General features: G+C 64.8%; 10 protein-coding genes and 1 pseudogene. 1 reads left to right on the plus strand and 10 read right to left on the minus strand.

The window, feature by feature from the left end; translation table 11 throughout:
- Positions 1-4 precede the first annotated feature (4 nt).
- Positions 5-959, minus strand: a pseudogene (gene lipA, locus HAP41_RS25375) (lipoyl synthase).
- 130 nt (positions 960-1,089) lie between these two features.
- Between lipA and HAP41_RS25380 the strand changes: the two are divergent.
- Positions 1,090-1,698 carry a DNA-3-methyladenine glycosylase gene (locus HAP41_RS25380; protein ID WP_135213610.1) on the plus strand — a complete coding sequence of 203 codons (609 nt, stop codon included), beginning with the start codon at positions 1,090-1,092 and terminating at the stop codon, positions 1,696-1,698.
- Positions 1,699-1,784: 86 nt separating this feature from the next.
- Here the strand turns inward: HAP41_RS25380 and HAP41_RS25385 are convergent, their stop codons facing one another.
- The 9 genes from HAP41_RS25385 to HAP41_RS25425 form a co-directional block, all read right to left on the minus strand.
- The gene (locus HAP41_RS25385) at positions 1,785-4,661 is read right to left on the minus strand and encodes a valine--tRNA ligase (RefSeq protein WP_166096540.1); all 2,877 of its coding nucleotides are present in this window, start codon (positions 4,659-4,661) and stop codon (positions 1,785-1,787) included.
- Between the two features lie 150 nt (positions 4,662-4,811).
- Complete coding sequence (locus HAP41_RS25390) at positions 4,812-5,579, minus strand: PopZ family protein (protein ID WP_166096539.1); 768 nt, start codon at positions 5,577-5,579, stop codon at positions 4,812-4,814.
- Between the two features lie 306 nt (positions 5,580-5,885).
- On the minus strand, positions 5,886-7,277 hold the full coding sequence (locus HAP41_RS25395; protein ID WP_166096538.1) for a TolC family outer membrane protein: 1,392 nt from the start codon (positions 7,275-7,277) through the stop codon (positions 5,886-5,888).
- A gap of 217 nt (positions 7,278-7,494) precedes the next feature.
- Positions 7,495-8,151, minus strand: coding sequence for a protein-L-isoaspartate O-methyltransferase family protein (locus tag HAP41_RS25400; protein ID WP_176400466.1), 657 nt, complete (start codon positions 8,149-8,151; stop codon positions 7,495-7,497).
- A 137-nt stretch (positions 8,152-8,288) separates the two neighbouring features.
- Positions 8,289-8,465 carry a hypothetical protein gene (locus tag HAP41_RS25405; RefSeq protein WP_094183926.1) on the minus strand — a complete coding sequence of 59 codons (177 nt, stop codon included), beginning with the start codon at positions 8,463-8,465 and terminating at the stop codon, positions 8,289-8,291.
- A 269-nt stretch (positions 8,466-8,734) separates the two neighbouring features.
- Positions 8,735-9,739, minus strand: coding sequence for an ABC transporter substrate-binding protein (locus tag HAP41_RS25410; RefSeq protein WP_166096537.1), 1,005 nt, complete (start codon positions 9,737-9,739; stop codon positions 8,735-8,737).
- Positions 9,736-11,841, minus strand: a complete 2,106-nt coding sequence (locus HAP41_RS25415) for an adenylate/guanylate cyclase domain-containing protein (RefSeq protein ID WP_166096536.1) — start codon at positions 11,839-11,841, stop codon at positions 9,736-9,738. The genes HAP41_RS25410 and HAP41_RS25415 overlap by 4 nt, the downstream gene beginning before the upstream one ends.
- Before the next feature lie 22 nt (positions 11,842-11,863).
- On the minus strand, positions 11,864-12,880 hold the full coding sequence (locus HAP41_RS25420) for a SphA family protein (protein WP_166096535.1): 1,017 nt from the start codon (positions 12,878-12,880) through the stop codon (positions 11,864-11,866).
- Between the two features lie 61 nt (positions 12,881-12,941).
- Positions 12,942-14,369: a DUF1254 domain-containing protein gene (locus HAP41_RS25425; protein WP_166096534.1), complete on the minus strand. Its 1,428-nt coding sequence runs from the start codon at positions 14,367-14,369 to the stop codon at positions 12,942-12,944.
- Positions 14,370-14,393 lie beyond the last annotated feature (24 nt).

A 14,393-nucleotide genomic window follows, 5' to 3' on the forward strand; every position in this document is an offset into this window, starting at 1 on the left:
CGGTTCAGCGGGCAGACGCGGCCCGTGCGGCCTTCAGTCTCGCAAAGTCCTCGCCGGCATGATGCGACGAACGGGTGAGCGGGCTCGCCGACACCATCAGGAAACCCTTGGTGTAGGCGACCTTCTCGTAGGACGAAAACTCGTCGGGCGGCACATAGCGCATCACGGCGTGGTGCTTGCGGGTCGGCTGGAGATATTGCCCGATGGTCAGGAAGTCGACGTCGGCGGAGCGCAGATCGTCCATCACCTGCTGCACCTCGTGGCGCTCCTCGCCGAGGCCGACCATGATGCCGGACTTGGTGAAGATGGTGGGATCGAGCTCCTTGACCCGCTGCAACAGCCGGATCGAGTGGAAGTAGCGCGCGCCGGGCCGCACAGTGAGGTAACGCGATGGCACGGTCTCGAGATTGTGGTTGAACACGTCGGGCCTCGCCGCGACGACGACCTCCAGCGCGCCCTCCTTGCGCAGGAAGTCCGGCGTCAGGATCTCGATCGTGGTCGACGGGCACGCGGCCCGGATCGCACGGATGGTCTCTGCAAAATGCTCGGCGCCGCCATCGGCCAGATCGTCGCGGTCGACGGAAGTGATGACGACGTGGGCCAGCCCCAGCTTGGCGACGGCTTCGGCGACGTTCTGCGGCTCGACCGCATCCAGCGCATTGGGCATGCCGGTCTTGACGTTGCAGAACGCGCAGGCCCGGGTGCAGGTGTCCCCCATGATCATGAAGGTCGCGTGCTTCTTGTCCCAGCACTCGCCGATGTTCGGGCAGCCCGCCTCCTCGCACACCGTGTGCAGGCCGTTGGCGCGCACGATGTTGCGGGTGTCGGCATAGCCGCGGGTATTGGGAGCGCGCACGCGAATCCAGTCCGGCTTCGGGCGAAGCGGAATCAGGGCGATTCACCTTTTCAGGGTGGCGGGGGCGCAACGGGTTCGAGATGGTGTCGACAATAACGACCATGGGCTGTCCGGTCTGTTCAGGTCCTACCTAGTCGGTCTGGCTGCCTGCCGCAACCCGGCTCGCGCCGCTTCAGGGAACATGGCAGATATGGGCAATATCCTGCTCTGTTCTCAGGCGATTCTCACCTCGAATGGCTCCAACATCGAAAGCCTCACCACCGCGGCTCGGCAAAGCCCTGAAGCGTGCGTTTTTCGGCCGCAGCGTCCACGAGGTCGCGCCCGACCTGATCGGGGCCACCATGCTGGTCAATGGCGTCGGCGGCCTCATCGTCGAGGTCGAGGCCTATCATCATACCGAGCCGGCGGCGCACTCCTACAATGGCCCGACGCCGCGGAACCAAATCATGTTTGGCCCGCCCGGCTTTGCCTATGTCTACCGCTCCTACGGCATTCACTGGTGCGTGAACTTCGTCTGCGAGGAGGAAGGCTCCGCCAGCGCCGTGCTGATCCGCGCACTGGAGCCGACGCATGGCCTGGCGGCGATGCGCCGCCGCCGCCATCTCCAGGAGGCGCACGCGCTGTGCTCGGGCCCCGGCAAGCTGACCGAGGCGCTGGGCATCACCATCGCGCACAACGCCCTGCCGTTGGACCGGCCGCCGATCGCGCTGCATGCGCGGACAGAGGAGGTCGAGGTGGCGGCCGGGATCCGGATCGGCATCACCAAGGCCGTCGAGCTGCCCTGGCGCTATGGCGTCAAGGGCTCGAAGTTCTTGAGCAAGCCGTTCCCGAAGGAGGCCTAGAACCCGTTCCGATGGAACGGGCTCTAGATTCTAGTTTTGACGCGTTTTCTTGACGCGAACCGGTTTCCACTTCGCTCGAAAACGCTCTACGACGCCTGCTTCAGCCGCTCCTGCGCCTCCAGCAGCTTGGCCTTCCGCGCCAGCGCCGCCTCGCGCTTTTCGCGCTCCTCCTCGACGACCTCTTCGGCCGCATTGGCGACGAACTTCTCGTTCGCCAGCTTGGACTCGGCGCGCTTGATGTCGGCGTCGGCCTTGCCGATCTCCTTGTCGAGGCGCGTGCGCTCGGCGGCGACGTCGATCACGCCCTTCAGCGGCAACGCGGCCACCTCGCCGCGCACGAGGAGCTGGACCGCACCATCAGGTGCGCGGTCGGCGAAGGAGATGTCGGACAGCCGTGCCATGCGCTTGATGACGTCGGTCCAGCGCGGCGCGCGTTCCTTCGTCTCGGTCGAGGCGCCCGCGAGCACCAGCGCCGTCAGCGTCGCCGGCGGGATGTTCATCTCGGCGCGCACCGAGCGGATCTGCGTGACGAGGTCGATCACCCAGCCGATCTCGGCTTCCGCCTTGGGATCGGTGAAGTCGGCATGGTCGAAGATCGGCATGATCAGGACCGGCGAGATCAGCGGATCAGTCGGCCCGGCTGCCGCGGCGAGCATCGCGAGTTGCTCCGGCGTCGGCTCGGACGGTTTCAGCGGCCATTGCGCCAGCGCCAGCAGGCCGTCGCGCTTGGCCGTCACCTCCCACAGCTCTTCGGTGATGAAGGGCATGAAGGGGTGCAGCAGCTTCAGGATCTCGTCGCGCGCCCAGGCGACCATGGCGCGGGTTTCGTCCTTGGCGGGGCTGTCCGGACCGAGCAGTACGGGCTTTGCGAGCTCGACATACCAGTCGCAATAGACGTTCCAGACGAAGCGGTAGATCGCACCGGCCGCGTCGTTGAAGCGATAGGCTTCGATTGCCTCGGTCACCTCGCGCGTGGTGTGGGCGCTCTCATGCGCGATCCAGCGGTTCAGCGTCTCCTTGGCCTTCGCCGGCTCGAAACCTTCGGGCACGGCGCAGTGGTTCATCTCCGCGAAGCGCGACGCATTCCAGAGCTTCGTCGCGAAATTGCGGTAACCCTCGACACGGCTGGTGGCGAGCTTGATGTCGCGTCCCTGCGCCGCCATGGCGGCCAGCGTGAAGCGCAACGCGTCGGCGCCGTATTCGTCGATCAGGTTGAGGGGGTCGATGACGTTGCCCTTCGACTTCGACATCTTGGCGCCCTTCTCGTCGCGGACGAGGGCGTGGATGTAGATCGTCGAGAACGGCACTTCCTTCATGAAGTGCAGGCCCATCATCATCATCCGGGCGACCCAGAAGAAGATGATGTCGAAGCCGGTCACCAGCGCGTTCGTCGGGTAATAGCGCTGCACTTCCGGCGCGTCCTCGGGCCAGCCGAGCGTCGAGAACGGCCACAGTGCCGAGGAGAACCAGGTGTCGAGCACGTCCTCGTCACGCGTGATGAAGCCTTCGCGCTTGTTGCGGTCGAGCGCCATCTCGCGGCCCTGCTCGGCCGTGATGACCTCCTGCTCGACGTAATAGCCGAGCGCGTGGCTGACGGCCTCCTCCTCGGTCTCGGCGACGAACACCTTGCCATCGGGGCCGTACCACGCCGGGATCTGATGACCCCACCACAGCTGGCGCGAGATGCACCAGGGCTGGATGTTCTCCATCCACTCGAAATAGGTCTTTTCCCAGTTCTTCGGCACGAACGTCGTTTCGCCCGAACGCACCGCCGCGATCGCGGGCTTTGCCAGCGTCTTGGCGTCGACGTACCACTGGTCGGTCAGATAGGGCTCGATCACGCTGTTCGAGCGGTCGCCGTGCGGCACCATGTGGGTGTGCGGCTCGATCCGCTCGACGAAGCCGAAGGATTCCAGCCGCTCGACGATGCGCTTGCGCGCCGCGAAGCGGTCGAGCTTGTGAAACTCCTCGGCGAATTGCGAAGCGCCTTCCGGCAGGTTACGCAGGTAATCCTCATTGTCGACGAGGTCGAGGCAACCTTCCTTGTCGATGACGCTGATCCGGCCCAGGCCGTGGCGATTGCCCACCTCGAAATCGTTGAAGTCGTGCGCCGGCGTCACCTTCACCGCGCCCGAGCCCTTATCCGGATCGGAATATTCGTCGGCGACGATCTTAATCTTGCGACCGACCAGCGGCAGGATCACGTTCTTGCCGACCAGCTTCTGATAGCGCTCGTCATCGGGATGCACCGCGACGCCGGTGTCGCCGAGCATGGTCTCGGGCCGCGTGGTGGCGACGACGATGAAGCTCGAGGGATCCTCGGGGCTGAACGTCTTGCCCTCGATCGGATAGCGCAGATACCACAGGCTGCCCTTGACCTCGGTCTGCTGCACTTCGAGGTCGGAGATCGCGGTCAGCAGCTTGGTGTCCCAGTTCACCAGCCGCTTGTCCTTGTAGATCAGGCCGTCGCGATGCAGCTCGACGAACACCTTGATGACGGCCTTCGACAGGCCCTCGTCCATGGTGAAGCGTTCGCGCGACCAGTCGCAGGAGGCGCCGAGGCGCTTGAGCTGGTTGATGATGGTGTCGCCGCTCTCGGCTTTCCACTGCCAGACCCGCTCCAGAAACTTCTCGCGGCCCATCTCGCGACGGCTGGGCTGCTGGCGCTCCATCAGCTGCCGCTCGACCACCATCTGGGTGGCGATGCCGGCATGGTCGGTGCCGGGCTGCCACAGCACGTCGCGGCCGCGCATGCGCTCGAACCGGCACAGGATGTCCTGGAGGGTGTTGTTGAGGGCGTGGCCCATATGCAGCGAGCCCGTCACGTTCGGCGGCGGGATCACGATGGTGAAGGGCACTGCGTCGCGGCGGTCGGGGCGGCCGGCCCTGAAGGCAAGGCTGTCCTCCCACACGACGGACATGCGGGCTTCGATATCGGCGGGCTGGTAATTTTTCTCGATCATGGGCTGCTAGAAAGCCGCGCGCGGGGGGCAAGTCAACGAAAAGGTCCGGGAGAGGATCAACGGAAAGCCCGGCGGCAAAACGGCTTTCCGGCCGGTCGGCAGGCCAAACAGGCGCATAAGAGGGGCTTTATGAGGGCTCGGGAGCCGCCCTCACCTGCCGCCGCGCGAGACCCGCTCGATTTCGGCCTTCACGATGCGTTCAACGAGGCCCGGCAGGTTGTCGTCGAGCCAGGATTTCAGCATCGGACGCAGCATCTCCTTGACCAGATCTTCCAGCGTCCGCGCATTGCTGCTGAGCACCGTGTGGGCCAGGGAGTTGAAGGCGGATTCGACCGCCGAGACCGTCGATTGGGCCAGGATCGGCTGTTGGGGCGGTACCGGCGGCGCATCGTAGTCCACCGCCGCATAGGACGATGACGGCGTCAGGCGCGGCGGCGATTCGGCGAATTCCAGATCGTCTCGCGGCTCGACCTTGCGGAAGCTCGGCGGCGGCGGAGGCGGCGTCGGCTCCGGATCCACCGCCATCTCGTCGGTCAATTCGAGCACGTCGGGTTCAGGTTCGGGCTCTGGCTCAGGCGCACGGACCTCGGGCGCAGGCGTAGCCGCGTCCAGCCCCGCCAGCAGAGCATCAATTTCGTCCTGGTTATTGGATGCATCCGCCGCAGGTGCGGGCGGCGGCGGCGCTGGAGCTGGCTTCGCAGCCGGCGGCGGCGCGGGCTTCTCGGCAGCAGGTTTTGCGGGAGCGACCTTGGATGGCGGAATGTCGTTCATCGCCTGCGGCTTTGGTGCGGGCGCCGCGGGAGCGGGCTTGGCAGCTTCTGCCGGCGGCGGCTTGGCCTCATCGTCGGCAATGATGCGCCGGATCGAGGCCAGAATCTCCTCCATCGAGGGTTCTGTGACCTTTGCAGGCTGCGTCATCTCCGACTCCACATCATCAACGCCCTCGCATGCGTTGTTTTACACCAAGCACGACAGGATTGGCCGGTTCCGCAACGGACGCCCCGACATTTTCGTCGCGGCAGCCCGACTTGTCCCCAGTTCACGGCTCAACGTGCGGCGGTGCGCCCCTGCCCTCGGCACTCAAGCCTTTACGCACACGACATCAGGTGCCGGGCGAATCGACCCGCATCTTCTTGGCAAGGCTATGTCAGGGATTTTGATGATTGCAAGCAAAGCACCAGTCGGCCTCGGCTGTTTGCGAGGCCGACCGGATGACTACGGACCTTAGCGTCCGTCAGGCGTGCGCACGCCGGCCCAGCTGTCGCGGACCTGATGGTAGTGAACGCTCGCATCATAAACCGTGGTCGCAAGGCCGAGGACCTGCGGCGACAGACGGCCGATGGCGGCCAGAACCTGATAGGACGCGACCACGCGGTCGTGCTGTGCGGTCACCAGCGCGACGCGCGCGTTGACCAGCGCCTGCTGCGCGTTGAGCACGTCGAGGGTGGTACGCTGACCAGCCTTGGCTTCTTCGCGCACGCCGTTCAGCGCGATCTCGGACGCCGTGACCTGCGCCTGCGCGGACTGCACCTGGGCCTTGCCGGCCTGCAGCGAACCCCACCACTGCACGACCGTCGCGCGGGTCTGGTCGCGGGTGGTTTCGAGGTTGAGACGCTGCTGCGCCAGGTTTTCCTTGGACTGGCGGATCAGCGAATATGAATTGCCGCCATCGTAGAGCTGCCAATTGGCCTGCGCGATGGCGGACGCGTTGAACGACCTGTATTGAATCAAGGACTGTTCGTTCCCCTGCGTGGCCCCCACCTGCAACGCGATCGTCGGCAGCAGCGCGCCTTCGGCGACCTTGACCTGCAGAAAGTTGACGTCGATGCCGAACATCGCGGCCGTGACGTTGGGATGTTCGATCAGGCCGAGCTCGACTGCCCCGGCGAGGCTTGCGGGGAGGAAACGATCGACCGGCGAACCGGGCGCGAGGTTCGTCGGCTCGTTGCCGATGATGCGGCGGAAGTTCGCGCGCGTCGTGGTGAGATTTGCTTCGGCAGTGAGGGCCTGCGTCTTGCCAGCCGCCAGCTGCGCTTCCGATTGCGCAACGTCGGTGCGCGTCACTTCGCCGACGTTGAAGCGATCACGCGTCTGCTTCAGCGTCTGCTCGAGCACGCGCACGTTGCTGCGCTGGACTTCGAGCGTAGCCGCATCGCGCAGATAGTCCATGTAGATCGAAGCGCCCTGAAGCAGCACGCTCTGATCCAGGCTGCGCAGCGCTTCGCGGGAGCCGGAAACCTGGCTCTCGGCGGCGCGCGTCCTGTTGCCGGTGATGTTGCCGTTATAGAGCGTCTGCGTGACGGTCACACCCACGCTGCGCGGCACGCTGGGCCCGTTGATTGGTGTGTTACCCGGCCCCGGCGAACTCAGTGTATCCTGATATTGATAGCCGCCGTTCGCCGTCAGCGCGACCCTGGGACGATAGCCCGACAACGCCTGAGGCACGTTCTCGTCGGTCGAGCGCACCTGGGCGCGCTGTGCGTTGAGCTGCGGATTGTTCTGATAGGCCCGCACCAAGGCGGCCTCGATCGTGTCCGCCAAGGCAGGCGTCGGCCCGGCAAGCGCCAGCAGCAGGACCGAAACCGCAGCTCCGGTGAAGAGCTTCACCCCATTCATCCCTTAAATTCCGTTCATTCTAACGCCCCGCTCGTGCCCGCGAGCTAGGATACCGTCTACCGAGTGGAGTCGTTGCCCCTCAGCAACATAGGCTGCCAATTGGCGCAACGGAACCACCTGAAGGTAGTTCCCGGTGGAAACTCTTCACGTGCAGCATCCGGGCCACACTTCTGATTCAGAACGGGATTTTAACGGGCCAAAGCCCTCAATCGGGCGTTCAGAAAACGAAAGCGGCGGCCCGTTCCAACCCGGGAAGGACCGGAGCTGCGGCATCGAACAGCGCCCGATGGCCGAATTCACCGTGGGTATGGGTCACGATCACGGCCCGGGGGGGCGTGGATTGGGCCGACACCCCCACGAGGCGCCCGCCCTCCTTGAGCTGCCCGAGCAGCGCCTCTGGCGTCACCTCGAAGGCGCCGTTGAGGATAATGACGTCATAGGGAGCGGCAGAAGGATCCCCTTCGGCGCAGGCTGCGGCCTTGCACGTGACGTTGGCGAGGCTGGCGCAAGCATCCTTGGCCTTCGCGGCCAGGGCCGAATCACATTCCGTCGCGGTGACCTGACGGGCGAGCGTAGCCGTCAGCGCGGCGAGGTAGCCCGTGGCGCAGCCGACCACCAGCACGTTGTCCCCCTCGCCGATTTCGGCGGCCTGGAGCAGCTTACCGGTCAGCTGCGGCTTGATCAGGAACCGCTTGGCCCCGCCTTCGCTCACGTCGAGATCGAGGTCGAGATAGGCCAATGCCTGCCTGGCAACCGGCACGAACGCCTCGCGCGGAACTGTGAGCATTGCGTCGAGAATACGGCGATCGGTGACGTCATTGGTGCGCACCTGGCCATCGACCATTTTTAGGCGCGCGGTCGAGAAACCGGACATTTGCGGACCCTGCAATGCGGACGATGCCGCGGACGAAATTTGGCGGCATCTTTGGAACAGGCTCCGCGAAAACGCAACACGTCCGTTGGCCCGGCGGACCAGGCTGCGCAACCCGAGGCGTCAAGGTGATCGATGAGCTATTCGATCGTGACTGCGAGGCGGCCGATCAATGCGGCGACTTCGTCGAGCCGCGCCGAATCGTGCGCCTCGACGGCGCGCGCGAGGCAGGCCAGGCATTCATCATCGCTGAGCTCGGGAACGTCCGCCGGCAGAATCGAGGGGGCCATTTCGGAACGGTCGAGGACGTCTGGCATTGGAATCACCTCCGTAAGGATCCGGCGCCTGCCAAGCTCGATTTGAATTGGGTCGAATTGGCGTCGCCCTCATGACGCGACCGCGCCCGACACACACAACTGCTTGAGTGCGATTCTGCGCTGGGGCGGATATCACCTGAAGTGGTGCCGCGGCTACATTAGAATGCGGGCGCAGGATATTGAAAACACATTGAAATATGATCTGGACGCTGGGCAGTCGATGCATGGCCCGAAGGGAGTGTCCGTGCGAGCCTGTGCCCCCTGCAAGTTCAGGCGACGGTTGCAAGGTAGAGCTGCGTGTCGAAATAGTCTGCGGCCCGCACGGGTGTGGTGACGCCGGCATCCGTCATGAAGAAGTCACTGACCTGCTGGAGCCATTTCACGACGGTCCCGTCGGAATACAGCCGCTTCCATTCGCGCGAGGAATAGAGCTTCTGGGCCTTGAGGGCTTCCGCGATGTCGGCGGGACGCGACTGCCCGTAATGTGTCTGGAGCGCCTCCGCTGCGGCCGCCGGGTTGCGCACCATGTGGTCGTTCGCTTCCGCCCAGGCGCGGATGATCCGGGCCAGCACGTCCCTGTTCCCCGCATAAAAATCCATCCGCGCGGCCCAGCCGCCGAGCACGGCGGATTGCGGGTAGAAGGCGGAGGCGTCCACCAGCTTGACCGCATCCGGCAACGCCTCGCGGACGGCAATGTTGAACGGCACCCAGAGCGCAACGGCCGGCACCTCGCCGGCGATGAACGCCTTGACGGCGGCGGCCATGCTGCCGTTGACGATCTCGACCTCGGACGGATTGACGTTATTGGCCCGCAGCGCGCGATCGAGAAAAATGTGCGCCGTGGTTTTCATCGTCGTCGCGATCCGCTTGCCCCTGAGATCGGCCATCCCCTTGACGCCGAGCGCCGGCCGGACCCAGAGCTGCGCGGTCGCGACCTCAATGTCGTTGATGAGAAAGCCGCGGCCGCGGCCGAGCGCCAGATAGTTGGAGATGACGCCGCCGGCCGAGAGGACGTCGAGCTCACCCCGCGCCATCGCCTCGAAGACCTCAGGTCCGGTGTTGAACTCGTGCAATTCGAAATCGATCCCCTCGCGGTCGAACGAGCCGCGATCGAGCCCGGTCCAGATGTGTCCGTCCACGGCGACCACGTGGAGATAACCGAGCCGAATTCTGCTGCGCGCCTGCGCAATGGCTGGCGCCGCGTGCATTGACGCAGCCGCCAGCGCCGCGCCGTGCCGCAGCAACTGCCGGCGATTGACACCGAAGATGTTCATGCCGCCGCTCCCGCATTCCGGGCCGCGGACCGAAATCGCTGGGCATGAAATAGCGCGACGCTATCCTTGGGATAGTCGTGCAGGAAGCCCGACAGCCGGACCCGCGTCGTCTCGGCCGCGCCGTCCTGCGCGATCGCCGCAAAGACTTCATCCCAGCGTCGACACATCGCAACCTCGGCTTCATCGGCGTGCGCCAGCTCGCCGCGGAGCTCACTGACTTCGATCGCGTCGGCAAATCCCTTCGGCGTGATGCTGTCGACGCTGCGGAACAGGAACCGATCGCCGACGCTGGCGCGGACCGCCGCGCTGACCAGCACGCGCGTGCCGTAATTCTTGTTCAGTCCCTCCAGCCGCGACGCCAGGTTGATGGTGGCGCCAAGCGCGGTGTAGTTCATCCGGTCGCTCGAGCCGATGTTGCCGACCACGGCGTCGCCGACATGCAGGCCGAAGCGGGTGTCGTAGGGCGGCCAGCCCTCGCGCCGAAACTCCTTGTTGAGCGCTTCGTTGGCCGCGAGGCATGCCAGGATGGCGCGGCAGGCATTGACGGTGTGGTCGGGATCGTCCGCCGGCGCGTTCCAGAACGCCATCACGGCGTCGCCGATATATTTGTCGACCGTGCCCTGGTGCCGCATAATCTCATCCGACAGCACCGCGAAATAGCGCGAGGTGTGGATCATCACCTGCGACGGGTCGGCGCGCTCCGTCTTGGCGGTAAAATCGGCGACGTCGGTGAACAGCACCGTGACCTCACGCCTGGAGCCGCCGAGGCTGAGCGAAGAGCCGGTCTCGATCAGCTGCCGCACGATCTGGCGCGGGATGAAGCTCGCAAAGCTGCGGACCACGCTGCGCATGGTGAACACCGAGCGGCCAAGCTCCTCGATCTCGGCGATGACGGAATGGACGCGCGGCCGCTCGGTAATCTCGAACCGCTGAATCGCGTCGGTCTCGTCGGCGAGCTTGCGCAGCGGCTGCGCCATCAGTGATCCCAGCCAGAACGCGAATGGCAGCGTGGCTCCGACGAAGGCGAGCGCCAGAGCGAACAGCGTGCGGCGCTCATCGATGATCTGCGCATAGAACTCGTCGAGCGGCGCGACCATCGCCATCCGGATATTGGCCGAGCCGGCCGTCTCGAGCCTGTGAACCGCTGCAACATAGGTTCGGCCCGACGCGTCGGCAAAGAACTGCTGGGCCGCCCCTCCGTCCCGCCAGGAGCGGATGACCGGCACGAGCGCGGGCAGCCGGAGCGCGCCGATCTGTGGCAGGTCGTCCTGCCGCTCCGGGATCTCCGCCATCAGGCGGTTCATCTCGGGATGGCCGACGATGCGCCCGGCATCGTTGAACAGGAACGCCAGCCCTGATTGGCCGAGCTTCTGCTCCGCCAGCATGTCCTCGAACCGGTTCAGCAGCAAATCACCCGCAATGACGCCGCGGCGCCCTTCCCTCAACGGCGTCCGCAGCGTGTAGCCCGGCTCGCCCGTGGCGTAGAAGACGTAAGGACCGGTCAACAGCGTCTTGTCGTTCTTGAACGCCTCGACATACCAGGGCCGCTGCCGCGGGTCGTAGCTCGCGGGTCCGGCGACCTCGGCAACCTGAATGAGGTTTTCGGAGAGATACTGCGTGACAGGCGCGGCCCCCGCCGTGCGCGAGATCACGACCAGCCGGAAGGCAGCATCCTCATCGACGTTCAAGCCCTTCCGGAACGACGGCTGGGCCCGGTCGATCACGTCCATCTCGATGAACGAGCCGTCCTCGTAGCCGACATAGAGATTGAAGAGCTGCGGGTTGTTGCGCAGCATCGCCGCCATCAGGCTGTAGAGCCGCGTATTGTCCGCGATGTCGGCCTCCTGGATCGGCGGCAGGCCGGACAGGATGTCGAGATTGTCGCGGACATTCTTGAACTGCTCGTCGATGTGATCGGCGCCAAGCTGCGCCACCTTCTCGATGAAGCCAGAGGCGGCCGTCCTGGTGATGGCGGTCACGCGTTCGAAGCTGAGATAGACCAGCGTCAGGCCCACAAGCAGCACCACGCCCACGAACACCGTGATGATCGATGTCTGGTAGCCAATGCGAAATACGCGTTTGCTGGTTTTCTCTCCGGTCATCGGAGCTGCCTGAACGCCTCCATCAGTACTTTCGAACGATGGGCTTCGTCGCCACCGGCGCGGGCGCTGCCGGCGAGACCGAGAAAGTAACCCAGGTCGACCAGCTGTTCGGCCGGTTCTCGGTCTCAAGGTCCTTGTAGCCTCGGACATTGAGATAGCCCTGGTAGCCGTCGGACATCGGGATCATGAAACCGATCTGCGGACCGATGCCGACCGCCTGACCGCGGAAGCCACCGAGCTTGGCGCCGGGACCGCTATCGTCGGTGATCTGCTGGAAGAAATAGCCGGCGATGCCGATGTGAACGTTCTTGCTGACGAACTGCGAGGCAGCCCAGTCGACATGAAAATCCATGCCGTTCTGATACTGGAGGGCCCCGTTCATGAAACTATAGGTGAGGCCGCCGACGATCGAGAATTCGTGTCCGGTCTTCGGATCGAGATAGGTGTAGCCGGCACCGACGTCGATGGCGGGGAAGCCAAAACTCAGATTGGCGAGCCGGCTGGAATCATAGGTGCCGCTCGGGATGTTGCCGGTGATGTAGACCAGCTCGTTGTGGACGCCCTGATTCCATTTCAGCGTGCCCTGGTAGAACACGTCGGTCAGCGTCGTGCGGTTGTCGGTGGCGCTGCCCGAGATCGTATTGCCGCGCGGACCGGTCAGCGTCGCATCGATGCCGGCGCCAATGTTGCCGGGCGCGGTGAGCACGGTGAAGCCGGCTTGGCCGCCCAGCACCGGCATCGGCGAGGTGTAGGTGATGCCCATGACGAACGCGTCGGCATGTGCGTTGAGGCCGGCGGTCACCGAGCCGGGTATGCCGCCGCTGGTGACGAAGTTCTGCCCTCCTCCGGCCTTTTCGTTGAGGTGAAGGTAGATCGTCGAATAGGCCCATCCAGGCGTTACGGGAACGGCGGCCAAGCTGCCGAAGATGCCCGGAAGCCAGAAGCTCACGCCGCCAGAAACGGCGAGCGCGGGCTGAGCGGCGAAGCTCGCCAGCGCCAATGCAGTCCCGAGCCCGGCTTTGCGAATGTGTCCCGTCACGTCGCGTCTCCCTATTCTCGTCACGTCTTCCACCCGAACGCATCACGCTCGCCCAATTGCACTACTTCTTGGCGCCCCCGATCGTGGCGGCGACACGCTCGGCATCGGGCAGTTTCCAGCTGTGGTCGAACAGCGGCTGCTCGGGCCCGTAGAGGCGGAATAGCAACTCGAACTTCCGCGCCGGATCGGTCGGCACCCAATTGGCTTCCTTGCCCTCCGGCGCCTTCGGACCGAAATAGACATCGACCGAACCGTCGGCATTCTTCTGGATGCCCGGGCTGATCGAAGCCCGGCTTGCACTCGGCATGTTGCGCACCAGCGCGTGCGTCTCGCGGTCGTAGACGGTTGCGGACCAGTATTGCTTGACCGGCGCGTTGGCGGGCACCGTCAGGCGATAGGTGGCGGCGCCGTCGAACGGCTGGCCATCCCTGTCCTTGTTGGCCAACAGGTAGAACTGCGCGGTGCCCAGTCGCTTGATACCGGTGAAGCCAAGCGTGTAGGAGACGCCGCGCATGTCGACCGGATAGGTGTTCGGATCGGCGTATCCAGTACTCGCCGCCTTGACCATCTCCGGCACCGCAGCCGGGAACCAGCGGATGCCCGGGTTGATTACGGCGAAGCCGGCGTCGTAGCGCTGTTCGAGTATCGCATGGGCCTCGCGGGCGGCCTGATCGAGCAGCGCGACGGTCTTCTGATCCGGATTGAAAGCCTTGCCCTTCTCGATGCCGATGCTCGCGAGCTGGTCGATCATGGCCCGATCGCGATCGAGCCACGGCTCGTTCTGCACCACGCGGTCGAGGCTGCGATAGAAGCTCGCATCGAAGGGAATCGTGGAGTCGAACAGCACGTCGTAGGCGTCAGTGAAATTGGTCTGCGGCGGATCCTTCGCCTGCGCGAGTGGGTAGACCTTGACCTGCTTGCCGTAGGAGACCGACTTCGCCACGTCGGCATCGCCGTGGCTTGCGAGATTGGAGCGCAGCAGCGCGAAGCCGCTGAACGTGTCCGACTGAAGCGAGATGTAGCCCGCGGGCGCGTCGCCCTTGTAACCGGGCGGCAGGATCAAATATTTGCCGCCCTGCCCCTTGTCGGCGCCTTCGGGACCTGCGTCCTCCAGCGGCATCTGCCACGCCGTGACGATGTTGCCCGCGATCGAGCCGCCTTGCGCGGGCGGAATGTCGATCACGACCGGGCCGTCCTTCACGTTCCAGAACGACATCAGATAGATCGAGTCCGGATTGGGCGTCAGCGTCTGGTTCTTCCAGTTCACCGGCTTCGACCAGTAAATGATCTCGTTCGGCTTTGCCTTGGTCGTCCCAAGCATGGTCTGGAGCATGAGATCGGCATTCACCGCCGGCATGCCCCAGATCATCGCCTCGACTGCGCGACGCTGGATAGTGCGCGCGGCAACCTCATCCGGCGACAGACTCTGCGCATGCGCGCTCGCTGTCATCAGTGTCATGGCGATGGCGCCTGCGATTGCGTGTCTCATGACAGCCTCCATTCTCGTTCAGCC

It is taken from the genome of Bradyrhizobium barranii subsp. apii, assembly GCF_011516635.5.
Taxonomy (GTDB): domain Bacteria; phylum Pseudomonadota; class Alphaproteobacteria; order Rhizobiales; family Xanthobacteraceae; genus Bradyrhizobium; species Bradyrhizobium barranii.

Excerpts from the sequence above, each read along its gene's own strand:
- HAP41_RS25380 (WP_135213610.1), top strand. The coding sequence starts at position 1,090 with ATGGCTCCAACATCGAAAGCCTCACCACCGCGGCTCGGCAAAGCCCTG.
- HAP41_RS25385 (WP_166096540.1), bottom strand. The coding sequence starts at position 4,661 with ATGATCGAGAAAAATTACCAGCCCGCCGATATCGAAGCCCGCATGTCC.
- HAP41_RS25390 (WP_166096539.1), bottom strand. The coding sequence starts at position 5,579 with ATGACGCAGCCTGCAAAGGTCACAGAACCCTCGATGGAGGAGATTCTG.
- HAP41_RS25395 (WP_166096538.1), bottom strand. The coding sequence starts at position 7,277 with ATGAATGGGGTGAAGCTCTTCACCGGAGCTGCGGTTTCGGTCCTGCTG.
- HAP41_RS25400 (WP_176400466.1), bottom strand. The coding sequence starts at position 8,151 with ATGTCCGGTTTCTCGACCGCGCGCCTAAAAATGGTCGATGGCCAGGTG.
- HAP41_RS25405 (WP_094183926.1), bottom strand. The coding sequence starts at position 8,465 with ATGCCAGACGTCCTCGACCGTTCCGAAATGGCCCCCTCGATTCTGCCG.
- HAP41_RS25410 (WP_166096537.1), bottom strand. The coding sequence starts at position 9,739 with ATGAACATCTTCGGTGTCAATCGCCGGCAGTTGCTGCGGCACGGCGCG.
- HAP41_RS25415 (WP_166096536.1), bottom strand. The coding sequence starts at position 11,841 with ATGACCGGAGAGAAAACCAGCAAACGCGTATTTCGCATTGGCTACCAG.
- HAP41_RS25425 (WP_166096534.1), bottom strand. The coding sequence starts at position 14,369 with ATGAGACACGCAATCGCAGGCGCCATCGCCATGACACTGATGACAGCG.